At 58.7% G+C, this 24,252-nt stretch carries 20 protein-coding genes, 1 pseudogene and 1 riboswitch; of the genes and pseudogenes, 12 read left to right on the top strand and 9 right to left on the bottom strand.

The features are described from left to right. Positions 1 to 83 precede the first annotated feature (83 nt). Both Lysil_RS03760 and Lysil_RS03755 read left to right on the top strand, forming a co-directional pair. Positions 84 to 521: a hypothetical protein gene (locus Lysil_RS03760; protein ID WP_103074203.1), complete on the top strand. Its 438-nt coding sequence runs from the start codon at positions 84 to 86 to the stop codon at positions 519 to 521. Positions 522 to 549: 28 nt separating this feature from the next. After that, positions 550 to 711 (top strand): annotated as a pseudogene (locus Lysil_RS03755) (HupB); the annotation flags it as partial. 135 nt (positions 712 to 846) lie between these two features. Here the strand turns inward: Lysil_RS03755 and Lysil_RS03750 are convergent. The 6 genes from Lysil_RS03750 to Lysil_RS03725 form a co-directional block, all read right to left on the bottom strand. Then, the gene (locus tag Lysil_RS03750) at positions 847 to 1,128 is read right to left on the bottom strand and encodes a DUF3247 family protein (protein WP_103074201.1); all 282 of its coding nucleotides are present in this window, start codon (positions 1,126 to 1,128) and stop codon (positions 847 to 849) included. Positions 1,129 to 1,148: 20 nt separating this feature from the next. After that, positions 1,149 to 1,583, bottom strand: coding sequence for a CBS domain-containing protein (locus Lysil_RS03745; protein WP_205756850.1), 435 nt, complete (start codon positions 1,581 to 1,583; stop codon positions 1,149 to 1,151). A 30-nt stretch (positions 1,584 to 1,613) separates the two neighbouring features. Then, positions 1,614 to 2,021, bottom strand: a complete 408-nt coding sequence (locus Lysil_RS03740; protein WP_103074199.1) for a low affinity iron permease family protein — start codon at positions 2,019 to 2,021, stop codon at positions 1,614 to 1,616. Between the two features lie 711 nt (positions 2,022 to 2,732). Beyond that, positions 2,733 to 3,752, bottom strand: a complete 1,020-nt coding sequence (locus tag Lysil_RS03735; RefSeq protein ID WP_103074198.1) for an IS1595 family transposase — start codon at positions 3,750 to 3,752, stop codon at positions 2,733 to 2,735. Positions 3,753 to 3,930: 178 nt separating this feature from the next. Continuing rightward, positions 3,931 to 4,317 carry a hypothetical protein gene (locus tag Lysil_RS03730; protein WP_129588348.1) on the bottom strand — a complete coding sequence of 129 codons (387 nt, stop codon included), beginning with the start codon at positions 4,315 to 4,317 and terminating at the stop codon, positions 3,931 to 3,933. 726 nt (positions 4,318 to 5,043) lie between these two features. Continuing rightward, the gene (locus Lysil_RS03725) at positions 5,044 to 6,051 is read right to left on the bottom strand and encodes a transglutaminase family protein (RefSeq protein ID WP_240600076.1); all 1,008 of its coding nucleotides are present in this window, start codon (positions 6,049 to 6,051) and stop codon (positions 5,044 to 5,046) included. Positions 6,052 to 6,233: 182 nt separating this feature from the next. Here Lysil_RS03725 and Lysil_RS03720 point away from each other — a divergent pair, with 182 nt between their 5' ends. The 3 genes from Lysil_RS03720 (at position 6,234) to Lysil_RS03715 (ending at position 14,311) form a co-directional block, all read left to right on the top strand. Continuing rightward, a complete protein-coding gene (locus Lysil_RS03720; protein ID WP_103074196.1) occupies positions 6,234 to 10,973 on the top strand; it encodes an RHS repeat-associated core domain-containing protein in 4,740 nt (1,579 codons plus the stop codon). Positions 10,974 to 10,975: 2 nt separating this feature from the next. Continuing rightward, entirely contained in the window at positions 10,976 to 11,506 is a 531-nt protein-coding gene (locus tag Lysil_RS13120; protein WP_129588347.1) for an Imm57 family immunity protein, read from the top strand. 345 nt (positions 11,507 to 11,851) lie between these two features. Beyond that, positions 11,852 to 14,311, top strand: coding sequence for a hypothetical protein (locus Lysil_RS03715; protein ID WP_129588346.1), 2,460 nt, complete (start codon positions 11,852 to 11,854; stop codon positions 14,309 to 14,311). A gap of 95 nt (positions 14,312 to 14,406) precedes the next feature. Here the strand turns inward: Lysil_RS03715 and Lysil_RS03710 are convergent, their stop codons facing one another. After that, positions 14,407 to 15,039 (bottom strand): hypothetical protein, encoded by a 633-nt coding sequence (locus tag Lysil_RS03710; protein ID WP_103074194.1) that lies wholly within the window; start codon positions 15,037 to 15,039, stop codon positions 14,407 to 14,409. Between the two features lie 300 nt (positions 15,040 to 15,339). Between Lysil_RS03710 and Lysil_RS03705 the strand changes: the two genes are divergently transcribed. Beyond that, positions 15,340 to 15,627: a helix-turn-helix domain-containing protein gene (locus tag Lysil_RS03705; RefSeq protein ID WP_103074193.1), complete on the top strand. Its 288-nt coding sequence runs from the start codon at positions 15,340 to 15,342 to the stop codon at positions 15,625 to 15,627. Positions 15,628 to 15,948: 321 nt separating this feature from the next. Continuing rightward, complete coding sequence (locus tag Lysil_RS03700; protein WP_103074192.1) at positions 15,949 to 16,254, top strand: hypothetical protein; 306 nt, start codon at positions 15,949 to 15,951, stop codon at positions 16,252 to 16,254. Between the two features lie 29 nt (positions 16,255 to 16,283). On the opposite strand, the gene Lysil_RS03695 is transcribed toward Lysil_RS03700, so the two are convergent. Further along, positions 16,284 to 16,808: a hypothetical protein gene (locus Lysil_RS03695; RefSeq protein WP_103074968.1), complete on the bottom strand. Its 525-nt coding sequence runs from the start codon at positions 16,806 to 16,808 to the stop codon at positions 16,284 to 16,286. A gap of 166 nt (positions 16,809 to 16,974) precedes the next feature. Here Lysil_RS03695 and Lysil_RS03690 point away from each other — a divergent pair, with 166 nt between their 5' ends. Genes Lysil_RS03690 through Lysil_RS03680 form a run of 3 tightly spaced genes read left to right on the top strand, consistent with a single transcriptional unit; the run spans position 16,975 to position 19,625 of the window. After that, entirely contained in the window at positions 16,975 to 18,186 is a 1,212-nt protein-coding gene (locus Lysil_RS03690) for an NAD(P)/FAD-dependent oxidoreductase (RefSeq protein WP_103074967.1), read from the top strand. A gap of 37 nt (positions 18,187 to 18,223) precedes the next feature. Then, complete coding sequence (locus Lysil_RS03685; protein ID WP_103074191.1) at positions 18,224 to 19,132, top strand: pseudouridine synthase; 909 nt, start codon at positions 18,224 to 18,226, stop codon at positions 19,130 to 19,132. After that, positions 19,125 to 19,625: a GNAT family N-acetyltransferase gene (locus Lysil_RS03680; RefSeq protein ID WP_240600074.1), complete on the top strand. Its 501-nt coding sequence runs from the start codon at positions 19,125 to 19,127 to the stop codon at positions 19,623 to 19,625. The genes Lysil_RS03685 and Lysil_RS03680 overlap by 8 nt, the downstream gene beginning before the upstream one ends. On the opposite strand, the gene gnd is transcribed toward Lysil_RS03680, so the two are convergent. Further along, on the bottom strand, positions 19,620 to 20,639 hold the full coding sequence (gene gnd / locus Lysil_RS03675; RefSeq protein WP_103074189.1) for a phosphogluconate dehydrogenase (NAD(+)-dependent, decarboxylating): 1,020 nt from the start codon (positions 20,637 to 20,639) through the stop codon (positions 19,620 to 19,622). The genes Lysil_RS03680 and gnd overlap by 6 nt on opposite strands. Before the next feature lie 30 nt (positions 20,640 to 20,669). Between gnd and Lysil_RS03670 the strand changes: the two genes are divergently transcribed. Both Lysil_RS03670 and Lysil_RS03665 read left to right on the top strand, forming a co-directional pair. Then, positions 20,670 to 21,419, top strand: a complete 750-nt coding sequence (locus Lysil_RS03670) for a DsbA family oxidoreductase (protein ID WP_338064158.1) — start codon at positions 20,670 to 20,672, stop codon at positions 21,417 to 21,419. 56 nt (positions 21,420 to 21,475) lie between these two features. Further along, positions 21,476 to 21,684: riboswitch (cobalamin riboswitch) on the top strand. A gap of 158 nt (positions 21,685 to 21,842) precedes the next feature. After that, positions 21,843 to 24,251 carry a ribonucleoside-diphosphate reductase subunit alpha gene (locus tag Lysil_RS03665; protein WP_103074966.1) on the top strand — a complete coding sequence of 803 codons (2,409 nt, stop codon included), beginning with the start codon at positions 21,843 to 21,845 and terminating at the stop codon, positions 24,249 to 24,251. The last annotated feature ends 1 nt before the right edge of the window (position 24,252 follow it).

The raw sequence follows: 24,252 nt of genomic DNA, 5'->3' as shown, positions 1-24,252 counted from the left end.
AATATCAAATTTCTCACGCGAGTATCACTGCAGATTATCCAATGCCGTTTTATGGTCGGTGCGTCCCAAAAGGAGGACGCAGCATGAAAATCACAAAAGCACCATTACTTGCTGTAGCGATGATTATTGCTTCTCCATCGATAGCGAATGCCGCAGAACTCGACTGCAAATTGCATTACAAATTGGATGGCTGGTCCATGGTGGTTTCGTCGGCGACGGGCACCGGAACCGTGGATTGCTCGAACAAGCAATCGATCCCGGTAAAGATCTCGGCGAAGGCCTTGGGTGCCAGCATCGGGAAATGGCAAATCGACAAGGGCACCGGGCGTTTTACCGATGTCCACAATATCAATGATGTCCTGGGCACCTATGCCAAGGCCGAAGTCAACGCCGGCTTGGCCAAGTCCGGATCCTTGCAAGTCCTGACCAAGGGTAATGTTTCGCTGGCCTTGGCCGGGAAAGGCGAAGGCGTCAATCTGGGCGTCGAGGTTGGTGGATTCACGATTGAAAAGATTCGATGAATGATGACGAAACTTGAAGGAGACTGATATGCCCCGTGGAGACAAATCAAGCTATACGGACAAGCAGAAGCGCCAAGCCAAGCACATCGAGCACAGTGAAGAACGCTCCGGAAAGGGCAAGGAAACCGCAGAGCGAATTGCCTGGGCCACCGTCAATAAACAAGACGGCGGAGGAAAGAAAGCCAGTTCTCGCCATGGCGGCCACCACTAGCCGGGCGGCGAAAGAATTGACATGACCAAAGGGTTCCCTATGGAGCCCTTTGGTTTGACAGCGATTTGCAACCGCGGGAACAGACTGTGCGGCAAGCGATTGCCTGCTTCAAAGTCAGCTTGTACCCAACCTGCTGAATCCCGCGATTTCATCCAGCCATAACAGCTGGATGCCTGTGCCCGAGATGTCCAGTGCAACCTGTCCATTGGAGCCTTCGTTGTCTTGCGGATCAAGAAACAGCTGAACGGCTGGTCGTTCCACGACCGTTCCGATCAATGTGCGTCCGTCCCGCATTTGCAATTCGACCAGCAATTCCGAATCCAGTCCGAATTGCAATGCATTCAGATGTGCAATGCTGTCTTGTGATGTATGGACGCGCGGCGCTCTTCTGCCCATGGTTTCACTACCCGATGCAATCAATGGGCCGCTTTTGCAGGCGGCTGGGAAACCTCTTTGACCACGGAGGCCGTCGGCTGGTCCTTGCATGCGCGCGCGATATCCGCGACGGCAACCATGCCGACCAGTTTCCCGGCGCCATCGATCACCGGGACGCGACGAATCTGCGCATTCTCCATCAGCGCCAGGCATTCCTTGAGATCGCTGTCCACATGCACAGCCTTGACCGGCGTTGTCATGATGGCGCTCGCTTGCGTCATTGGATCGCCACCACGCGCAACAACACGCAAGGCGATATCCCGATCCGTCACCACACCGATCGGCGCTCCAACATCGTCAAGGACAGGGATCTGCCCGCAATCATTTTCCAGCATCAACTTTGCAACATCGCGCACAGGGGTATGAAGCTTGCAACCAACGGGGTTTGATGTCATCACCGTGCTTACGTCATTCATGTCTGTTTTCTCCTTGGCAGCATGCTTGAGTCATGAACTGGAACTCTCTCCCTCTCCAATCGGTTCGACGATTGCTCCCTCTTGCATTTCTTTCTTTGCGATCTTCACAAAATGGCTCCTGAGTCGATCAATCTCAGGTTCGTCCAGGTCTTCCAGATCCAAAAGACTGTTCCGGGCTTTCCGTGTCACGAGAATGAGTTCATCCAGCTTCATCTGGATCGCATCCGTATCCCGGTTCTGGGTGTTTTGAATCAAAAACACCATCAGGAAAGTGACGATGGTCGTCCCGGTATTGATGATGAGCTGCCATGTATCGCTGAAGTGGAAGACCGGCCCGCTAATCAACCAAATCAGAATCAGGAGTGATGCCACCAGGAACGCTGGAGGTCGCCCTGACAGGCGCGCGGTTTTGTAGGCGAAAAGCGAGAACTTCGTCATGGCGTTCAAGCGCCCAGACGGGCGCCGTCATCGATATGGGCAGCTTTCCCAATGATGAAACCTGCATCCTGGTGCCTTGGCATCTGCTGCGGATTGATTGGATGCTTTTCGTTCATGCGATTGCTCCTTTACAAAGCATCGCGGTTCTTCCATGTGCACGGCGTGAAACAAGCACGCCATTCCGCGCATTCATGAAACCGGTATTAGGTAGCACCTGCACCCAGCAGATTTGAGATGGATAGCCCACAATTTCCGCAGGAAACCAACGGAAATGCAGGCACATGAGCAAGATTGTCGTAAACGGTCTGGTTGAAAAACGGTCTGAAATCGCCGGAAATATTAAGGAAGTGGAGGGTCAGCTCCAGGTGATGCATGAATCACTGTCCCATCTGGACGCCACGATTCGATTGCTTGATCCGAACATCGCGCTTTCGCAGATCAAGGCCAAACGACCTTATCGCAAGAACGCAATTTTTGGCACCGGGGAAGTGAGTCGCCGTGTTCGCGAGGTACTGCGTGACGCTGGAGGTACACCTCTGTCCACGGCGGACATCGCCTTACAGATACTCATCGAGCGCGGGCTTGAGCAAGATGCTGCCGCGCGATCAAGAACGTCAATGCGGCCGTGTCCCGTGTTCTTTATCAGCTGGAACAGGTCAACCAGGTCAGCAAGGCAGGTAGCAACGGCCATGCGGCTTTGTGGGTTCGGGTTTAGACGAACTGCTCTCTTCGATGCAGCTGGCCGCGGTGTTGCCAATAGCCACACAGGTCGCGCGACGGTTTTGTCTCCAAGCATTTGGTCAGGATGTCATCGAACAGGGTGTGCATCGCCCGGCGGCGGTTGTCCTCGCGATACGCCGCCTCGTTGGCGTACAAGTCGATGTAGTTGTTGTTGAAGTGATGGCACTGACCGCGTTGCATTCGCCGTAGTCTTGAGAAGAAGCCCTCAGCCGTGTTGGTGTGAATACCGTTCTCGTCGCTGTACTGGACACTGTGGTTGGTTCGGAGAGTCCGGAACAACGTGTGCAGCGAATCGTAGGCCGAGTGCTCGTCGGCATACACGGTGGAGCCCGCTGCGATGTATTTCCGGACCAACTTCAGCACGCTGGACTGGTTTTCGCTCCTGGTAGAGAAAGTCAGGGTCCTCTGGCCGCCTTGCTTTGGGCCACCACGTTGGCGCAACACCATAATCACCGACTTCTTGGGGTTCTGGTTGCGGGCCAGTCGCCGATCGCGGCGGTTGACCTTCTGGTTGGCGGGCTTCACGTAGCCATTGAAGTAGCAGCCATCCAGCTCAACATCCCCCTCGAGAGGAGAATCATCACGCTGCGCCAGCAGCGCCGTGCGCAGCTTGTGCGCTAGCACGAAAGCGGTCTTGTATTGGACGTCTAGCTTTCGGCACAGCGCCAGGGCCGGTATGCCCTTGACGTGCTGGGTGTATATCGCCATCGCCGCCAAGTAGATCTGCAAGGGCAGCTTGCGATAGGCGAACACCGTGCCAGAGGTCACCGAAAACCACCGCCGGCACCTGTTGCATCGCCAGCGCTGGCGACCATCGTGGAAGTAGTGGTTAGCGACGTGGCCACAGTTGACGCTCGGGCATTTCGGGTCGCGCCCCTTGCCCCAACGGGCTTCCCGAAACAGGGTCAGAGCTTCGGGATTACTCAAGCCGAAGATCCGCTTTAGTGACAACCCACGTGCGTCCTTCGACAGCAAGAAATGTTGGGCCATGCCAGTCACCTTCGATCGGGGGTGGTGACATTGCCCGCAAGATATCGCAGAGGCTGCGACAGAAGCACTTGTTTTATAGGTGATTCATGATTTTTTCTGGCGTCCAGCATGGACACGAGAAACGGCAGTGTCCGTACAGGACGCGCGAAAGTGTCATCGCTTTGCGCTAGCCAATGGCCTAAGGACGCGATGGCCTGGCGATCCACCAGAACGTTGCGGCAGTGATCGCGCCAAAGAAGGCGCAGATGACAGCGATGGCAATGGACGATGGGTTGGCGAACCCATGCACAGACGGGAACAGATAGTAGGCCACGACGATGCCAGCGATTGCGCCGGACAATAGATAAGGCCACACGTTGTTCCAACCCAATCGCTGAAAGAGCAGATGGAGCGGAAGCCCGACCACCAACATGGCGGGATACGCAAACATGGCAATCAATTTCAGGGACCAAAGGCCTTCGCTGGGATTGCCGAACAATGAGATTGCCAACATAAGCAGCCCCGGCACCAGAGGTGCCAGCAGCAGGCCTATTAGCAGTCGTTTTGGGTTATTTATTGCAGACATTGCCCGCCCCCGAACCGCAACCTGGTACTGGTGTTGGAGGTGGTGTTGGAGGCGTCTGGTGCCCCCAGACGCTGTTTATGGGGCCTGCCGTCCGAGTGCCGGGTGCCTGTAGAGGTGCAGTCCCCTCACCCCAATTTTGAATCGACGTGGTGCCGTTGGCACCTTGGGTGGCTTGGCGAACCACAATTCCAGATTCCAACGGATGGCCGGGAAGCGTGACATTCACGACAACGGGTTGGCCGTTAAGTTGGTTAGTCAAGCTGAAAGACATCACCGGACTGATCGACACAGGACTTATGCCACCAATGCCTGGCGTGGCGTCGTTGCGTGTCCCTTGCGGTGTGGCTGGCGAAGACCAGCCAGGAGTTGGGTTATTAACTAAATAAGTTCGATCTTGTTGCAAGGTTTGCCCCGGCGTCGACGCGGGAACACTGTATGCATGGTAATTGGGTGAGGCCGTAGTGAAATCGTGAAACCCATTCTGAGCCGGAAAGGCCACTCTATAGTTGGCCGTTGAGCAGGTGGTGGTCCCATTCGCTGTCACACAATCCCGCCCATCTGGATCCGTAAACCTGTACGGATTGTTGTTTGCGTACGAATAGCGGTTGAAACTGGCACCGGTATTTGGGTTGGCCCTCACCGGATCGGTAGACGCGTGCGCGGTGGTCGCCATTAGCAAAAACACCAGCACACTACTTGTCTGGACTGCTCGCATCACAAACCCCTTTAGCTCTTGGCTTTCATGCTATTGAAGTGCTGCAAATACTGCTGCTTCTCTTTCGGCCCCCATTGCCGCCAACCCAGCGCTTCGGCTTTTTCATACCAAGCATTGTTCTGCCTACTGTAATCCAGATACTCGGCCCTGAGGTTCATCGGGATCTGCTCGGCTTTCGGATACTTGGATTTGAAGCGTTGTTCGATGAGCAAGTAATAGGCGTCCCCGCGTATCGTCATTGCGTCGACATCCTTGGGGTTGGCTTTGAGGATTAAATCCGTGACTGCTAGCATGCGTTCCGACTGTTTCCTTCCCCGGTAATAGGGCAACAGGGAAGCCGTCGCGAACACGGCCACCGTTTCATGTTGCGTGAAGGGACGTAGGTAGATGCCATTGCGCGTTGCCTCTGGAGAAATATTCATGGACTGTTCGTAGCCACTGTCCGGATGGAACAAGCCGCTGGTCGCCTCGAAGTTCGTCCACTGGCCTTGTTCTTCATCGCCATACTTCACGATCAGGTGATGCGGGGCCGTAGTGATGGTCAATGGCAATCCGAGCCGCTGGCCGATGACAAGGAACGCGATCGGCATGATGACGCACTGGCCTTTGCGTGTTGCCAGGTAGGTCGACAGCAAGCTCTTCTTGACGTTCTGGCCGAAGGGATCGCTGTAGTCGTAACTGAAAGGTCGATGGTCGTTCCAGGGACCCGACTCATACATCGTCGAAATCAGCAGGTCCATCTTGACCTTGTTCGAAGCCCCCACCGGGAATCTAGCGCGGGCCTTGGCCGCCCATTGCTCCACCAAGCGAAGCGTGGCAACACTGTCTATGGAAGGATCCACCACCCGATCGATGGCAATTTTCGCGCGGGCTAGGTCAATCGCGCCTTCCGGCTGCTGGAGTAGTTGACGCAACGTCGCTTCTTGGGGTGCAGGTGACGCAGCGCATGCGGTGGCCGCCATCAGCGCCAAGCACACGCCCATCAGTCCCATCGCGACTCGATTGACCCTTTCCCTCATTACCCCCTCCTTTCCCCGCCTCCAATTTAGCCTGATTTCATTGTCGTCGCCTTGTGCAGGGTCGCCCCATTCAGATATCTGACATCAACGTTCACTCGCATCGGCATCCAAAAAATCCAGCCCACTAGCGCGATGGCGGTTCATGGGGTGAGGATCATGGAAAGCATATTGGATCCTTGGCCATGGCTGGCTTGCTCAAAACCTGTGCGTTATTCCTTGTCCTGATCGGACTGCCGCTCGTTGGGCATTCCGAAACAATCTCCTGGCAGTACAAGAACACGACCTATCCGACGTTGCCACAGGCTGAGGCCGCGATGCGGGCGGACATTGGGGCCGGTTCGCAGGACATGCGCGAGTGCACGACGGCAACTGGCCCAACTTCAGCCGTACTGAATTACTGCACCAACACCGGCATTGCATCGTATTGGTTTGCCCAGTTCACCACGAGTGCAACCATGCCTCCCGGGGCGTGTTCACATTCAAACGAGGCACTTAGCAGCTATTGCGTATCCGAGTCTGAAATGGCCTCGGTGTACTTCAACGCCTATTTCTCCAATAACCCTTCTTACTGTCCACAAGGTTCTGTGTATTACACCGGCGGGTATCGTTCGCCCCCGTATACAAATTGGGTAGTCAGCACCTATCCATTGGCTGGTGGCGGATGGGGGCGATACATCACGGTCGGACTCACCAATCCCTACGGCTCGCAACGCTACGCGTATCAAGATTACGTTCCCTGCAGCAACCCGCAGGGAGCCGTGAACCATGTGTCGACAAACATCATCTGGAATCAGAATTTCAGGTGTGCACCTGGCTATGCACCACAGTATCCCGTCGGGGATTTCACCCTGTTCCCATATGCCTGCAAGGGGCCAACGGCAACGATCTACAAGTTGGCAGCCGAAACTACCAACTCTGTTCCGAACACGGGCTGCCCATGTGTTCCAGCCACCGGTGAGAAGCTGTGGTTCGAGACGGATTTGACGTTTGGGCGTCTCACGTTTTCGAGGTTCTACAACACTCTGCACGAGCGTGCATCGGGAAGTGGTCTTGGGCCGCGCTGGTCGCATAGCTGGAACGAATCCCTGACGCCGCCTTCGCCTACTGCGTCAAACCCGGTCGGGTTGTGGCGGAACGACCACAATGACCTCGAGCAGTTTCAGTTTGTGTCGAACAGTTCAACTCAGATGAAGTCGGTGACGGCGTCGGGCCGCACCCTGACGAAGAATGCCGACGGGAGCTGGTTGCTGCTCGATCCGGACGGAACACGCCGCAATTTTTCGGCTGCCGGGCAGCTGCAATCCATCGTGCATCCGGATGACCACACCCGGGACGTCGAGCTGACCTGGACGAACGGGATGGTCGCGACGGCTGCGGATTACACCGGCCGAACCCTGAACTTCGTCTACGACACCGCCAGTCATCTGATTCGTATCGATGCGGCAGGATCATCCTTGGTGTCCTTCGCATACGGAAGCTCAGGATCGCTCGATGCGGTCGCCTATGCTGATGGCAATGGACGCGGGTATTTGTACGGCGAGACGAACCATCTGTGCATCAACGCGGCATCTGGATGCCAGACAGGCGATTTCCCGAACCACCTAACGGGCGTCTACGACGAACGACTGGTTCGGATCCTCACGATCGATTACGAAGGATCTGGTCGGGTCACCGAGATGACGAGACCGGCCGGCGCCAGTGCCACGGCATTGACGTACAGCTCCGTTGGCCAGCAAAGCACGGTCACCAAGGTGGGCGAAGGTGTCGTCAATTACGCCTTCGAGGCCACGACGTTCCGCCGACCGACGTCGAAGGCGACGTACGACGGATCGAGTCTGATCGGTACAGAGACTTGGGAGTATCCGACGTCGCTGGCCTATACCCGCTACACGAATAGGAATGGTGTCGCGACCCTCTCGAACTTCGATGCGACCACTGGCCAAGTTGCTTCCGTCGTCGAGGCGGAGAAGAAAGGATCCAACACGTCTCTCACCGAGAAGCGCATAACGTCCTACACTTGGACGTCGACAACGCCGGCGCGGGTCGCGACTCAGGACATTGCCAACGCGACCGGGACCGTGGTCCTGCACGTGGCCAACACGTACAACACGCGCGGGCAGGTCATCTCCCGGGCGACGACGGACCCAGGCGCCAGCCTGACCCGAACAACCGCCTTCGACTATTGTGAAACCGGAGATGCCAACTGCCCGTTTGTGGGTCTCCTGAAATCGGTCACGGCACCCGGCGGCGCCGTCACCCAGTTCCTGTATCGCGCGGCCGACGATCAAGTTTGTGCGACGACGCCGGTCAACTGCGGCTACCGGCGCGGTGACCTGCAGAAGGAGATCAATGCCGTCGGCCTGGTCACCGAGGTGTTGGCCAGCGATCCGGGCGGTCACCCAACGTCCGTGAAAGACCCAAACGGGGTCGTGATCGACCTGGTTTACGACGCCCGCGGGCGCGGGATCCAGAAGACCGTGCACGGCGCCACCTCGAGCGACGACGCGGTCACCAAGTACACGTGGACCGCCGATGGCACGCTCGCGTCCATCACCGATCCCGACAATGTGGTGCTGACGATCGGCTACGACGATGCCGGTCGTGCCGTGTCGACCCCGGATGGCGCCGGCAACAAGCGCACGTTGACCCTTGATGGCGCGGGGCACCCAACGGCTGAGGCGATCACAGACGCTTCGAACGTGGTCAGGTATTCGCTATCTCGATCGTACGATGGAATCGGAAGACTAAAGACGGTGGCAAGCGCCGCCGGCGGGACGACGTCGTTTACTTATGACGCGAACGGGAATCCCCTCACCAGCACCGATGCCGCATCGGTGAAGACCCAGAACAGTTACGACGCCCTCGACCGCATGGTGTCGACCGTGCAGGACGTCGGCGGGATTGGCGCGGCTGTGTCGTTGCAATACGACACGCTGGACAACGTGACCTCAGTGGTCGATCCGAAGGGCCTGACGACGGGGTATTCCTACAACAGCCTCGGAGATCTCCTGCAGCTCACCAGCCCCGACACCGGCGTCACTGGCTACACCTATAACGCTGCTGGCCAGCTCTCCACCCGCACAGATGCACGAGGCGTGGTGGCCACGTACACCCATGACGGGATTGGCCGGGTCACCAGCGTCAGCTATTCGACCGGTTCGACCGACAATGCGGTGTGGACGTATGACGTCGCCCCATCGGGATGCCAGGCCGGGGAAACCTTCGCGGCCGGCCACGTCTCGACGATGACAGATGGCAGCGGATCGACGGCCTGGTGCTACGACAACCGCGGCAACGTGGTCCGGAAGGTGCAGGCGACGGGAAACGTGATCCTGGCCGTACGGTACGGCTACACGAAGGGCGATCGCCTGGCGTGGATGATCTATCCCGACGGCACGCGCGTGGACTATTCGCACGACGCGCTGGGCAATATCTCGGCCGTCAATACGACCCGTCCCCTGCAATACCAGCAGGGCCTGATCAGTTCGGTGGCCTATATGCCCTTCGGCTCGGCGACGTCGATCGCCTATGCCGGCGGCAGGACGCAGTCCCGCGTGTTCGACACCGCCGGCCGGCCGAGCCAGGTGACTGATGGCACCACCGATGGTGTGTCGATCGCGTTTGGCTACAACCAGGTCGACTCGATTACGGCCCTGACGTTGCCGTCCACGGGCGCGGCGCCGACCCGGACGCTGACATACGACAACCTATCGCGCGTCACAGGGGCGAAGAATGCCGCCGGTGCCCAGCTGGAGTCCTACAGCTACGACGCCACTGGGAATCGCGTGTCATTCAGCGGTTCCGATGGCACCCAAGCCTACACGTATCCCACGACCAGCCACAAGTTGAGCGATGTCGCAGGCACAGGCCGCACTTATGACGCCGCCGGCAACACGCTGACGATCGGGGCGAAGACCTTCACGTACAACGCGGCAGGGCGCATGGCGACAGCATCGTCAGCCGGCACGCTGCAGAGCACCTATACCTACACCGGTGCAGGTGAGCAGGTTTCCCGTATCGCCGGCGGCGCCACGACGATCTTCCTCTACAACGAGGATGGGCAGCTGCTGGGACAGTACACCGGCGCGGGCACACTGGTGCAGCAGTACGTGTGGCTCGACACGCTGCCCGTCGGTGTCGAGACGGCGACTCAAATGTTGCATGTGCAGGCTGATCATCTCGGCACGCCGCGTGCCGTGATTGATCCGACACGAAATGTCGCGATCTGGAAATGGTCGATCGACTCCGAAGCGTTCGGTGCCACTCCACCGAATGAAGACCCGGATGGTGACGGAACTGTTTTTACCCTCGATCTGCGTTTCCCGGGCCAGAGGTTCGATGTCGCGTCCGGACTCAATCAGAACTATTTCCGCGATGGTTACGACTCGCTATCTGGTCGTTACTCTCAAAGCGACCCATCTATACTTAACGGAGGAATTTCAACATACGCATACGTTGAAAGCTCTCCGTTTGATGGGGCTGATTGGTATGGCCTAGCGGAATGCAACTACACAATCACTAAAAACAAGCTGACATGCGTTGCTTCTGAAAAAGGGCATCAAAACGTCGACATCCGTGTTGCCTCTGGGAACAATGGCCACAAGCAGCAATGCAAGGACAACCCGGAGTGCATTAAGTACAAACAAAGGGGCCCAATTCCAGTTGGAAAATGGAAATGGAACATCGATGGTCCAGGAGCTGCAAATTCAAAACAAAATGGAAGGAGGTTAGTTCCCCTTCCAGGGACTGAGACTTACGGAAGAAGCGCAATCCTGACACATAGCTGCGCCAATGCATTTGGCCCATCGCTTGGCCCAAAATTCTGTTCTGAAGGATGTGTGACTGGATCAAGCTCTGACATCAAAAAGCTTAATGCCCTAATTGACGCTGAACCAGACAGCGTTCTCACCGTGGAACCTTAAGAGTGAATAAAGTGAATAAAATCATTGCTGCAATAGTTGCTGGCCTGCTTCCAGTTTTCTGCTTTGCTCAAGAGCCTAGAGCCAACCAAGAATTGAAAATGGCAAAAGATGCCGTTTTCTGGTCCGTTGCTGCAGGGCAAAGCAAGGAATCAAAGGCTGAGTGCATTCGGAATTCTCTGGCTTGCTCTGACGATAGGGGTGAGCTCGGTGTTCTATTGATTTCGGCACTAAAAGGGAGGGAAGCGGATTCAACCCTGGTTTCTCTTGTGCAATATCAGCTCGATGGAGGCCTGTCTGAAACATTCCATTGCAAAGTTTCAACAAAGGGGCGCAACTTAATCCCTGTGATTCGTCGAATCAATGCAGCGTCCCTAAATAAGGCATGTAATATCCAGTTCGAATTGGCAAAAAAAAACAACAGGTCGCTATTTCAAGACGTAGCGGCAACCTCGGTTTGCACTCCTATTGCAGAAATTGCAAATCAAAAGTCTGAACTAATTCTGGTTGCTCTGGATAAATCTCCATGCAACTGACCCGAGGTGGGTGCGGCGCCGACGTGAGTGCGGACCTGTGTTGCAACCACCAGTGAGCTGATCATTTTTGGCAATCAATTGTGATCAGCCGCTGGCATCTTGACCTGCATTAAAGACATCGGCTGGAATCGGCCAGAAACGGGCGGTTCGCAAATCAGATTCGATGCTATTACATTAGATGGCGGGCTGGTCGATCCCAGCGTGTGGGGTAAATCGTTCACAAGGTAGTACGGCGGAAAGGCTGCTAACCAGCGATTCCTTGAATGCGATAGGGTATGGAATTGGGGGACGATGCTGACTCTACCCTTCAACTGATGCTACTGAACTAGATACGTGTGATCTCCAATGTCAAAACGCTCGAAGCGATCAAGCCCGCCACCCACGCTCAACGAAGTGCTGTCTGCACGCTCGGCCAATTCCGCCCCAGCGGCTCATTGGAGCGAAGCTGATCGCGCGTTGCTTTCCGAGGATTACGCCTCCGCCGCTTCCAGTTATGCGGCCGCAGCCGATACCAGTCCGGTCGAACGCGCCAAGCACGGCTTCTGCCTCGGAATGCAAGGCGATGACGACGGCGCAGAAGCCTTGCTGAGCGAGTCGAACGTCGGCGAGCATCCAGAGGCCCAGGCAGTGCTCGCTTGGGTATTGGGCGGCAGCCGCGGCAGGCGCATACGGGGACTGGGTGATGCGCAGACCATGCACCGCATGGCTGAGCGGAAGGCACGCGTCGACGCGCTGTTCAAGTTGGCGCTCTCACACGACCGACCGTCACTGTTTGTCTTCTATGCTCTATTCCACGTACTCGGCACCTACCACGAAGATGCAGGCCCGCAGGCCGCGCGGGCGCGCATGCTTTACCCCGACTGGGCTTGGCCACACGCGATCGTCGCAGGCAAGCAACGTGTCTCGGGCAATCTTGATCCGGGCGCCCTGGAAGACCTCATGCGCACCTTGCCGTCGGCGCGCCACGAGGATGTCTTCCATGAAGCTTATGTCCATGCCATGCAACTGGAGCGCTGGGACGATGCTGAACGCGTGATCGAAGCGCTCGAGCGCCTGGTGAGCCAAGATGCACAGGTCGGTGACAGGAACCTGGCCTCTCTTTCGGAGATGCGCGCGATGCTCTCACTACATCGGGCGCGTGCCGGTGAGACTGATGCCTACGAGACCGTCCTGGATCAGCTTGCAGCGTTCGTGCCCGCGGTCGCGCATGTCGTTGACGGCCGTGACCCGACTGTGGCGCCGAAGTTTCTGCTTCAGGTGGCTTTGGAGTTTGGGCAGGAGGACCGGCTACGTGACGCGGCGACGGCATTGGTGGCGCGGGCTTGGGACACGCATGGTGAAAGGTACGAAGACCTCGACACTTGGGGCCCCTATGTCGCCTCGCCCTCTCTGGAGGGTGTGCTGCAGTTTGGGCACTTTGGCTTCGACTTCACCTCGCGTTGGCGCGAGGTCGAGGCGCAACTCGGCGGTGCCGTGCGGGAACGCTGGAGTCTGATGTTGGCAGCAGACGCGGTGCTGCACCGGGACCCCGAACCCGACCAGGTGAAACTACTATGCGCCACACCTGTTCAGGGTCTGCCATGGTGGATCAGTCGTGCCATTTTTGAAGCGCATGCGATCCATGCGGAGGATCCGATCGGCGCCGGCGCCGTGCTGGCTGAACTGGCCGAACTCGCCGCTGGAATCCCACCTGCCGAAGACGATCGCTTTCCCGCGCCCCTGGAATCTCTCAGCGTCGACGTCGAAAGCCTCGAAAACCCAATAGCTCTGTTCACCGGAGCACTGGATTGGCTGTACGCGACGCCAACCGCCACTGGCCAAGCGCTGTTGGAACAATGGGGTATGGATCTGGCGGAAGTCGACGGCGGCAAGGCGGTGCTTTCTCACCTTGCGGCGTTGTCGCTGTCGCGAGTTGACTCGGCGATCGCACACGAGATGATGGATCTTGCTGAAATCGCTGACACGCCGGAGACCCGGCTAACGGCAGCACTGGCGCGCTACCCGCAACCAGAATCTACGCGGGTGCGTGCCGAGGACCTGAGCCTGCTAGAGGCCGCAACCTTGATCGCGCTGCTGCGTGCAAGCCCGCTTGATCACGTGCGCTGGACGCTGGCGCCACTGGACATCTCCGGTCAGAGCTTCGAGCCCACCCACAAGTTCATTGGCACCTTGTTCGGACTGATGAACAAGGGAGTACTTGCCATCGACGCATCGACGCCCGCCGGTGTCGTGAAGGTTGAAGATGATGGGCGACTGACTGCCTATCTCTCGAGAGTGGTGTGGCGCATTTCTGCAAATACGCTCGCGCTGCAGCGGGCGATCCGCGACCTGCCTCGCGGGCAGTGGCCGGAGGCTTGGCGTGACCATGCCACGACTCTTGCCCGCGATCTTGGGGTCGAGGAACTGGTGACGTATCTTGACCACTTGGTGACTGATCGCAACTTGCCGACGCCGAACATGGACGACGCTCGCGGCTTATTCCGGATTCAACTCGAGCACCTGTCCATTGCGCAGTGCTACTACCTTGCACACAAGACGATGCGTGAAACTCTGGACTACCAGGCACGCCACCGACCAGGTCGTGCGCAGCTCGAAGCTCGCATCATTAACCTGCTACGCGGCAATGGCGAGCGGGCCATCGCGAAGGGCTGGGACACGCGTTACGACCGTATCCGCGAGCTGCCACCGTCGTTGTTGTGGGAGGCCTTGCATGACGTGCTGACCCGCTGGGGCCGTACCGCCTTCGAGGAGCCGGTGATGACGTTGACGCTTGAAGATCCCGAGACTCCACCGACGCACCATTGAACTGAACCGAGGCAGCCCCATTCGGCTTATCGCGAGCGCCGGGAGAGTTTGCAAATAGCACTAGGGCGCCCGTTATAGGCGCCCTTGTTGGCCGGTCAGATATCGGAGTAGCGCTTGGCTGCTTCGATGGCGGCCTTCTTACGTTCAATCTGCAGGACTGGATCCTCCGCTAGATACTGTCTGTCACCGAAATCCAGGATCGTATCCAGTAATGGCTCGAGTGTGACTCGGCGCTTTGCGGCGTTGCGGATCTCGAGAGTCGTCCATGCCTCATCGCCTCTCAGATAACCAACTGGGAAACGGGCCGTGAATTGGTCGCCCGTTTTCAGGCCGCCATTCTGTCGATAGTCATTGTTAAGAACGGCTTGAGCCACCGGCTTGTTAGCACCATCGAGATAGAGTGCCGCTTGCCACTTGAGCTGGCTGACTGGATATCGTGATGCGTTTGTCACGGTGGCTTTGATGATCGGCTGCAGACCGAAGAAGTTTTTCTCGATTGCGAAATCGACATCCTTGGCAGTAATTTCACTCAGCTCAGCGCGCAGTGGTGCCTCCGCCGCTGCTTTCTTCTGGAGTTCAGTGATCATGCCGGGGTAAGTATCCAGCACGTCGCGAACCTCGCCACGAATGATCTGTCGTGGACTGGCGCCTGGATATCTACTTTGCAGCTTGGCCAAATCGAAATCCTGGACAGCCCAATCAAATGCCTCTAGTTCGTGCTTCGACATTTTCGGTATCAAGGGATCTAGTGAAGCACGGTATTCCGCTTGAGTCCCGCTCGTGACCAATGCTTGATCTGCAGGTCCAGATCCCTTGCAGCCGACTAGCGCCAATCCTGCAAGCAAGGTCATACCCACCCACACCCGACGCTTTCCGTCAAAACCTCTCCTATCCAAAAACCAGCCTTCCATACCTGCTCCCCTCGAGTAGATGAAGGCAATGACAATATCAAATTATCCTAATACCGGGTATCCGAGTAACCGGAACCAACGCATAAGTTAGGTGCCATCCGCAATGAGGGATGGCCCATGGCCAAGAGCTTGTATCGTGCCGAGAACCTGGAACTGGCAGCCTTACTGCGTCAGTTACGCGAGGACGCCGGCATGGTCCAGACCACACTCGCGAAACGCCTGGGCAGAAATCAGACCTTCGTCAGCAATGTGGAACTTGCTATCCGACGTCTGGATTTGGTCGAGCTACGGGATTACTGCGCTGGGCTGGATATCAGCCTTCGTGACCTAGTCGATCGCTGGGAGTTACAGATCGTCCATACCACCAAGGCCGGGCGCGGAAAGTTGAAGAGGAAACCTGGCTGATACGCTTTGGTGCATCAGGGCCTTTTGGTGTCGCCAAACGACCAGAAATCGCCGTCCACAATGGACGGCTCTATACAGCTGACGTCCAGTCCGGACATTCGAACCGACCTCATTGTCCTAACGGGACAATGAATTTGGGTGTAGGTGCTACCTAATACCGCATGAAACCGTGACGGAGACTTTCCAATTCCTGCGCGAAAAGCAGTCAACAAAACGCTGGGATTATGCAAGGTTAAGAATATTTGAACAACAAATTCCCGGGTTTGTATTAAAAAATCCCGCGAGTGGACTTCAATGGAATCCAACGACGGGAGATTGGCCATGCTCAATAGCACTGCCTTCGGCGTCTATGCGCCGTTGAATGCTTCGAACCTGATGTTGATCGTTCCGTTGTTTTTGCAACCGTCTGTCAACATGGAGCGCAAGTACGGGCAATTCAGGCGTCTTGGAATCATCAAATCGAAATTCCATGAAGTTCGCTCCTGGGGGCATGCCGAGTCACTTGGGAAAGGCATTCCCTTGGAACTTCTGGTCACGGATGAAGAAGTCATCCACTCCATCGAACTGAAGATGGACGGCGATACAAATCCGCAAGAAGTCTTGCTTGGCATCGTCAGTGTGCATTGAGCCATGCTTTTTCTTGGGTACGCCGATGGTCAAGACGCGCGCTTTCCACCTTGGCCCAGCTTGACGTCCTCGCGCTTGGCCTCTTCCATTGCTTCGGGTTCAAGCTCCTCGGCATAGCAATTCATTCGGATAAAGAAGCCCCAGCCAGCCAGCAGCGCTCCCACCGCCAATATCATGGCTGCCGCATGAAACAGCTGTCCCGAGTTGTTGTCAGCTGCGCGGAATGTCGCGACAAGACCCTCGACTGCGAGCGCCACAATGACAACCACCATGAACCTGGACAAGTAACGGCGTACCCGCGTCGGACCACTGACGTGGGCGTCGCGGACGACCTCTTCCTCGGCAATGGTTTGCGCGATTTGCAGCGCAACGACAGCCGAGGCAAGAACGCCCATGGCCTCGACGATGTTCTGGGCTGCCGACCGGCCCATGTCGCCGGAAAAGGTCGAGACACCGATTTTGACTGCAATGAAAATAAGCGAAAGCGCTGATAGCGCAAATAGCGAAGCCATCAGGGCATGAACGATTGGAATGATTCGCAGGAATGCTTTCATGTCAAAATCCATGGTACGCGCGGTGGCTGAACCCGACAGAAGTGCCTGAACCGCAGCGCAACAGAGCGTGCGACCATGGATTTCAACTGTTGTCGACAAGACTCGTGCGATTGTCATGGCAATTCCCTTGCCGGCTGGAATCGTGCATCGCATCGGGCCGCAACCGATGGATCTCAAGAGCGGTTACCCGTACTGGGCGATCAAGAACGGTTTGCTGCGTGCATTTCCCCCTTTGGAACAAGACCTTCGCTGTGATGTCGCAATCATCGGCGCGGGAGTGACGGGCGCCCTGGTCGCCCATGACCTGGTCGAGCATGGCCATGAAGTCGCCGTGCTGGATCAGCGGGATGTCGGCTGGGGAAGCACCTGCGCCAGCACCGCCCTGCTGCAATACGAAATCGATACGCACATGACGGATCTGGCCAAGGCATTCGGAGTGGCGAACGCCGCGCTTGCCTACGGGTCGTGCGTGGACGCGATAGACCAGATCGGGGACGTGGCACGCTCGCTGCGCGATGTCGAGTTCCAGCCGATGCAGAGCCTTTATTTCGCCAGCCGCCCGCGTCACCGGAAAGCCCTTGAGCGGGAGTGCCAGCTGCGAGCGCAATACGGCATCGATGTCACATGGCTGGACGCACCCTCGTTGCTGGAGTTTTCCGGAATCCACGCGCCTTGCGCGATCCTGTCGGCGAAGGCGGCACGCGTGGACCCCTATCGCCTCACCTACCGACTGCTGGGGCGCTTGGCCAACCAAGGCGCTGCCATCCACGACCATACCCGTGTGGAAGCACTGGATGTCCACCCGCGTCATGTCGAGCTGCGCACCTCGAATGGCGCCGTTATCCATTGCAAGCACGCGGTGATCGCGGCTGGCTATGAGAGCGAGGGATTCCTTGCTCGCCCGCTTGCGAAGAACAGGAGCAGCTATGCCTTCGTGACCGAACCCATTCCCGTCGAAGCGCTTGGGGTCCTGGAAACCACTCTGGTGTGGGAGTCGGCACGTCCCTACATCTACCTGCGGACGACAGGTGACCATCGCCTGGTGGCGGGCGGGGAAGATGATGACATCGACATTCCTGCCAGACGCGATGCCAGGGTGGCGATGAAGACCGGGAAATTGCTGCGCCGACTCGCTGCCTTGTTTCCCCGACTGGCGCCGCATTTGCAGCCGTCGTTCTGCTGGGCCGGAACATTTGCGGAAACAGAGGACGGCCTGCCCTACTTCGGAATCAACTCCCGATATGGGAAACGCGTCATCTTCGCCATGGGCTACGGTGGGAATGGCACGGTCTATTCCATGCTCGGTGCCGCAATCGTTCGCGCCACCATCGAGGCAAAGCCGCATCCATTGGCCGAACTGTTCGGGTTCAATCGATGAACCAGGCATCGGCAGATGCTCGTGGCAAACTGGCCCCATGCGCAACCGCCCGCCCAACATCGATGGCCTCGCTGCGAGCACGTTGCAGCTGCCAACGGGCGCGTGGCTGACGGTGCTCGATTGCCTATGCGAACGGTTTTCTTCAGTGCCGCGCGCGCAATGGGTGGAACGCATGGCACGCGACCGGGTTGTCGACAGCGACGGGCGATCGTTGACGCCGGAAACGCCGTATCGCGTCGGCCTCGAAGTCCACTATTACCGTGAAGTTCCCGACGAGGCGCCGATTCCATTCGACGAAGTCGTGCTGCATGAAGATCCCGACTTGCTGGTGGTGGATAAACCGCATTTCCTGCCGGTCACGCCTGCCGGCGCGCATGTCCATGAAACCCTGTTGGGCCGGTTGATTCGCCGTACCGGAAACGATGCCTTGGCGCCGCTGCACCGGATCGATCGCGACACCGCCGGATTGGTGTTGTTCTCGGCCAATCCAGGCAGCCGCGCGCGCTATCAGGCGCTGTTTCGCGAGCGACGGATCAACAAGAGTTATGAGGCGATCGCAGCGGCATTGCCTGATGTCGAATTTCCATGCATCCGCACCAGTCGCATCGTCACTGGCGACCCGTTTTTCCGCATGCAGGAGATCGAAGGCCCGGCGAACAGCGAAACCCGGATCGAGGTCATCGAACGCGGCAACGAATACTGGCGATATGCATTGACGCCCATCACCGGCCGCAAGCACCAGTTGCGCGTGCACATGGCGGCAATGGGCGCACCGATTGCCAACGACAACGTCTATCCGTCACTACACCATCGCGAAGCAGGCGATTACTCGGCTCCACTGCAATTGCTGGCGAAGCACCTGACCTTCATCGATCCCCTCAGCGGCGTGGAGCGCAGCTACACCAGTGGCTTTCGGCTCCGCGGATTCCCCCTTTTCCATGCCTGACATCACTATGAACAACGCCCTGGCCATCCGTGAGTACAGCGACGCACTGGCGCCGCATTTCCGCGACATCAACGCCGAATGGATCAGTTCCATGTTCCGCCTGGAGGACACGGATCGCGAAGTCCTCGACAACCCGGGGACGAAAATCATCCAGCCGGGTGGAGTGATCCTGTTCGTCGAACACGCGTCGCTGGGTATCGTGGGAACTTGCGCGCTCCAGAAGACCGGCCCGACCAGCTATGAACTGACGAAGATGGGCGTACTGGAATCGGTGCGTGGCCAAAAGGCAGGCGAGTTCCTGTTGTCAGCCGTCATCGAACGTGCAGCGGTCCTGAAGGCGGAGCCGCTGTACCTGCTGACGAATTCCAAATGCGCGCCGGCGATCCATCTCTACGAGAAACTCGGCTTCCACCACGATGCGCAGATCATGGAACGCTACGGCGCGCGTTACCAACGCTGTGACGTGGCGATGCGCTATCGCGATCGACTATGAGCCCGCGGGCTTTTCGAGATGCCCGCCGAATTCGTAGCGCATCGCCGACAGCAGTTTGTCGGCAAAATCGGCGTTGCCGCGCGAGCTGAAACGCTCGTAGAGGGCGGATGACAACACGGGCGCCGGCACGCCTTCATCGATGGCGGCCTTGACGGTCCAGCGGCCCTCGCCGGAATCCGAAACGCGACCGGCGAAATTCGACAGGCCCGGATCCTTCATCAACGCTGCCGCCGATAGATCGAGCAGCCATGAGGTGACGACGCTGCCGCGGCGCCAGACCTCGGTGATGTCCGCCAGGTTCAGATCGTATCGATAATGTTCGGGATCGCGCAGTGGTGTCGTCTCGGCATCGATCGTGTCACCCGTGTTGCCGATGTTGGCGCCCTTGAGCACGGCAAGCCCTTCCGCATAGGCCGCCATCAGGCCGTACTCGATGCCGTTGTGCACCATCTTGACGAAGTGGCCGGCACCACTGGGACCGCAATGCAGATAGCCGTTTTCGGCGGTACCACTCGCGTGCTCGCGTCCTGCGGTACGTGCGATATCGCCGCGGCCCGGCGCCAGCGTTGCGAAGATCGGATCGAGATGCGTCACCACATCCGATTCGCCGCCGATCATCAGGCAATAGCCGCGCTCCAATCCCCAGACACCACCACTGGTCCCGACATCGACATAGTGGATGCCCCGTGCTGCCAGCATGCTGGCGCGACGAATGTCGTCGATGTAATAGGAATTGCCGCCATCGATCAGGATGTCACCCGGCTCGAGATCGGGCAGCAACTCGGCGATGGTGTCGTCGACCGCACCCGCCGGCACCATCAGCCAGATGGCCCGTGGTTTTGTCAGTGATCGCGCGAACTCGTTCAACGAGGCCGCGCCCACCGCGCCTTCCTTGACGAGCGCTTGAACCGCGTCGGGCGAGCGGTCGTAGACGACGCATTGATGACCACCCGCTAAAAGACGGCGCACCATGTTCGCCCCCATTCGGCCGAGGCCGATCATTCCAAGCTGCATGTCCGCGTCTCCCGCCTGAGTCGCACCATCATGCCCGTGTCGCTGACCTCCTGCCTTGGGCAGGAGTACCCTGTCGGCATTTTCCGCAACCGGGAAGACCTGATGACCACGCCAGCCAACACCCCCACTCCCCTCCGCATCGACATCGTCTCCGACGTGGTCTGCCCTTGGTGCGCGATAGGACTTGCGTCGCTGACGCAGGCATTGGCGCGGCTCGATGGGGAGATCGCAGCGGAACTGCATTTCCAGCCGTTCGAATTGAATTCGCAACTCGGGGCGGAAGGCCAGGACATCTTCGAACACCTGCAGCAGAAATACGGAATGACACGCGCGCAGTTCGCCGAGAGCCAGGAAGCGATCCGTGCGCGTGGCGCAGCGCTCGGTTTCACTTTCGACATGGACGCACGCAGCCGCATCTGGAACACCTTCGATACCCATCGCCTGCTGCATTGGGCGGAATCCGCCGGGCATCAACTCGAACTCAAGCGCGCTTTGTTGCGTGCCTATTTCAGCGAAGGCAAGAACATCTCCGATCACGACACGCTGGTGCGCATCGCCGAAAGCGTCGGCCTGCCCGCTGATCGCGCGCGAGCGATCCTCGCCTCGAACGAATACGCCGCCGCCACGCGCGAGGCGGAACGCTTCTGGACCGGGCTCGGCATCCAGTCGGTGCCGGCGTTCATCATCGACCAGCAGCAGTTGATTTCCGGCGGCCAGCCGGTGGAAGTGTTCGAGCAAGCCCTGCGCCAGATCGCTGCGGACAAGAACAAGGCCTCCTGATGCCGCAGCCGCGCTGCACGGCATCGCCATGTGGTGTTGACAGGGCGACTTGTCCACAATATGTTGTGGTCGTCGGTTCCGGCGATGGCGTCGGATGAAAAGGGAAGTCGGTGCGGCCTTCGGGCCAACTCCGGCACTGCCCCGCAGCGGTAATCGGGAACGAACCCGTCACATGCACTGGAGCGATCCGGGAAGCGACGGTTAGGAGAAGCGCCCGCGCTTCGTGCCCGTAAGTCCGAAGACCTGCCGACAGCCGCGCGTCATGCACGCTCGTGCGGTGTCGGCATGCGGAGCAATCCGCCGCCCGAGGGGGCGTCGCCGCGAAAGATGGCGCGCCATTCGTGGCCCATCTTCCGTCGATTCCTCTCGTCGCCTGGCCACGCGGGATGGCCATGCGCCCGTGCGTTCGATGAGAGCGACGCCATGTCCGAATCCCTGTTGTCCGAAGCGGCTGTCGAAAGCCGCGCCTCCCGTGATCCGCAATTCGCGCTGACGCCACCACACAACGCATTGGCGATGATGGTGACCAAGCGCAACGGCGTGCGCCAGTCGGTCGATCTCAACAAGATCGTCCAGGCGATCCAGCGCTGCTGCGAAGGCCTGTACGCGATCGATCCGATGCGGGTGGCGACGCGCACGATTTCCGGTTTGTACGACGGCGCGACCACGCGCGAGCTGGACGAACTGTCGATCCGCACCGCGGCGCTGTTGACGGGCGAGGAACCGGAATACGGCAAGCTGGCCGCACGCTTGCTCGCCAACGCCATCGCCAAGGAAGTTGCGGGACAGGAAATCCACGCGTTCTCGCAATCGGTGATGCGCGGCCACGAAGTCGGGTTGATCAACGACCGCCTGCTCGACTTCGTGCAGGCCAATGCCCGCAAGCTCAACGACGCCATCGACGCGACGCAGGATCGCCACTTCGAATACTTCGGCCTGCGCACGTTGTACGACCGCTATCTGTTGCGTCATCCGCACAACCGCAAGGTGATCGAGACGCCGCAGCAGTTCTTCCTGCGCATCGCCTGCGCACTGAGCGAAGACGTGCCCGAAGCGCTGGCGCTGTACCAGACGATGAGCGCGCTGGAATACATCCCGAGTTCGCCGACGCTGTTCAATTCCGGCACGCGCCACGAGCAACTGTCGTCGTGCTTCCTGCTCGATTCGCCACAGGACACACTGGAATCGATCTACGCGCGCTACGGCGAGATCGCGCAGTTGTCGAAATTCAGCGGCGGCATTGGCGTCGCCTACAGCCGCGTGCGTGCGCGTGGCGCGCTGATCCGTTCCACCAACGGCCATTCCAACGGCATTGTTCCGTGGCTGAAGACGCTGGATTCGTCGGTGATGGCGGTAAACCAGGGCGGCAAGCGCAAGGGCGCGGCCTGCGTCTATCTGGAAACATGGCACGCCGACATCGAGGATTTCCTCGAACTGCGCGACAACACCGGCGACGAGGCGCGTCGCACCCATAACCTGAATCTCGCCAACTGGGTGCCAGACCTGTTCATGCAGCGCGTCGAAGCCGACCAGGAATGGTCGCTGTTCGATCCCGCCACCGTGCCGGAGCTGGTCGACCTCCACAATGAGGCGTTCAACGCCGCCTATCTGCAGGCCGAAGCGCAGGGCAAGGCGCTGAAGACGATCCCGGCGCGCAAGCTCTATGCGCGGATGATGCGCACGCTGGCCGAAACCGGCAACGGCTGGATCACCTTCAAGGACAAGTGCAATCGCGCCAGCAACCAGACGCTGCGCGAACGCAACGTGATCCACCTGTCCAATCTCTGCACCGAAATCCTCGAAGTGACATCGGCCGAGGAAACCGCGGTGTGCAATCTCGGCTCGATCAATCTCTCGCGCCATTTCGACGCGGACGGCGAATTCGATTTCACCAAGCTCGGCGAAACCGTGCGGCAGGCGGTGGCGCAACTCGATCGCGTGATCGATCTCAACTTCTATCCGATCGAACCAGCACGTCGCGGCAACCTGCGCTGGCGACCGGTCGGGCTCGGCTGCATGGGCCTGCAGGACGTGTTCTTCCGCATGCGCCTGCCGTTCGATTCCGATGAGGCGCGCGTGCTGTCGCGCCGGATCGCCGAGACGATCTATTTCCACGCACTGGATGCCTCCTGCGAACTGGCGATCGCCAAGGGCGCGCACCCTTCATTCGCCGACACCCGCGCCGCGCTCGGCGAATTGCAGTTCGACGCCTGGAATGTGCAGCCGGAACACCTGGAACGCTGGGACGCCTTGCGCGCGCGCATTCGCGAACACGGTTTGCGCAATTCGCTGCTGATCGCGATCGCGCCGACCGCGACCATCGCCTCGATCGCCGGCTGTTACGAATGCGTGGAACCGCAGGTGAGCAACCTGTTCAAGCGTGAAACGCTGTCCGGCGATTTCCTCCAGGTGAATCGCTATCTGGTCGACGAGTTGAAGAAGCTCGGGCTGTGGACGCCGGAGATGCGCGACGCGATCAAGCTGGCGGAAGGTTCGGTCCAGGGCATCGAGGCGATTCCGGAAACGCTGCGTGAGATCTATCGCACCGCGTGGGAGCTGCCGATGCGCAGCCTGATCGACATGGCGGCGGATCGCGGCGCCTTCATCGACCAATCGGCCTCGCTCAACCTGTTCCTGGAAAGCCCGAACATCGGCGCGTTGTCGTCGATGTACATGTATGCGTGGAAGCGCGGCATCAAGACCACCTACTACCTGCGCTCGCGCCCGGCGACGCGCATCGCCAAGACCACGGTGAGCAGCGTCACCCCGACTGAAACCGAAGCGGTGTCGTGTTCGCTGGAGAATCCGGAATCGTGCGAGGCCTGCCAGTGAA

The organism is Solilutibacter silvestris, from assembly GCF_002895945.1.
GTDB classification, from domain to species: Bacteria; Pseudomonadota; Gammaproteobacteria; order Xanthomonadales; family Xanthomonadaceae; genus Solilutibacter; species Solilutibacter silvestris.
The sequence above is the reverse complement of the archived record's forward strand: the minus strand, read 5'-3'. Positions and strand labels throughout refer to the sequence as shown.

What these genes read in the sequence shown, in the direction of transcription:
- Lysil_RS03760 (WP_103074203.1), top strand. Translation starts at nt 84, where the DNA reads ATGAAAATCACAAAAGCACCATTACTTGCTGTAGCGATGATTATTGCT.
- Lysil_RS03750 (WP_103074201.1), bottom strand. Translation starts at nt 1,128, where the DNA reads ATGGGCAGAAGAGCGCCGCGCGTCCATACATCACAAGACAGCATTGCA.
- Lysil_RS03745 (WP_205756850.1), bottom strand. Translation starts at nt 1,583, where the DNA reads ATGAATGACGTAAGCACGGTGATGACATCAAACCCCGTTGGTTGCAAG.
- Lysil_RS03740 (WP_103074199.1), bottom strand. Translation starts at nt 2,021, where the DNA reads ATGACGAAGTTCTCGCTTTTCGCCTACAAAACCGCGCGCCTGTCAGGG.
- Lysil_RS03735 (WP_103074198.1), bottom strand. Translation starts at nt 3,752, where the DNA reads ATGGCCCAACATTTCTTGCTGTCGAAGGACGCACGTGGGTTGTCACTA.
- Lysil_RS03730 (WP_129588348.1), bottom strand. Translation starts at nt 4,317, where the DNA reads ATGTCTGCAATAAATAACCCAAAACGACTGCTAATAGGCCTGCTGCTG.
- Lysil_RS03725 (WP_240600076.1), bottom strand. Translation starts at nt 6,051, where the DNA reads ATGAGGGAAAGGGTCAATCGAGTCGCGATGGGACTGATGGGCGTGTGC.
- Lysil_RS03720 (WP_103074196.1), top strand. Translation starts at nt 6,234, where the DNA reads ATGGCTGGCTTGCTCAAAACCTGTGCGTTATTCCTTGTCCTGATCGGA.
- Lysil_RS03715 (WP_129588346.1), top strand. Translation starts at nt 11,852, where the DNA reads ATGTCAAAACGCTCGAAGCGATCAAGCCCGCCACCCACGCTCAACGAA.
- Lysil_RS03710 (WP_103074194.1), bottom strand. Translation starts at nt 15,039, where the DNA reads ATGTCGAAGCACGAACTAGAGGCATTTGATTGGGCTGTCCAGGATTTC.
- Lysil_RS03705 (WP_103074193.1), top strand. Translation starts at nt 15,340, where the DNA reads ATGGCCAAGAGCTTGTATCGTGCCGAGAACCTGGAACTGGCAGCCTTA.
- Lysil_RS03700 (WP_103074192.1), top strand. Translation starts at nt 15,949, where the DNA reads ATGCTCAATAGCACTGCCTTCGGCGTCTATGCGCCGTTGAATGCTTCG.
- Lysil_RS03695 (WP_103074968.1), bottom strand. Translation starts at nt 16,808, where the DNA reads ATGAAAGCATTCCTGCGAATCATTCCAATCGTTCATGCCCTGATGGCT.
- Lysil_RS03690 (WP_103074967.1), top strand. Translation starts at nt 16,975, where the DNA reads ATGGATCTCAAGAGCGGTTACCCGTACTGGGCGATCAAGAACGGTTTG.
- Lysil_RS03685 (WP_103074191.1), top strand. Translation starts at nt 18,224, where the DNA reads ATGCGCAACCGCCCGCCCAACATCGATGGCCTCGCTGCGAGCACGTTG.
- Lysil_RS03680 (WP_240600074.1), top strand. Translation starts at nt 19,125, where the DNA reads ATGCCTGACATCACTATGAACAACGCCCTGGCCATCCGTGAGTACAGC.
- gnd (WP_103074189.1), bottom strand. Translation starts at nt 20,639, where the DNA reads ATGCAGCTTGGAATGATCGGCCTCGGCCGAATGGGGGCGAACATGGTG.
- Lysil_RS03670 (WP_338064158.1), top strand. Translation starts at nt 20,670, where the DNA reads ATGCCCGTGTCGCTGACCTCCTGCCTTGGGCAGGAGTACCCTGTCGGC.
- Lysil_RS03665 (WP_103074966.1), top strand. Translation starts at nt 21,843, where the DNA reads ATGTCCGAATCCCTGTTGTCCGAAGCGGCTGTCGAAAGCCGCGCCTCC.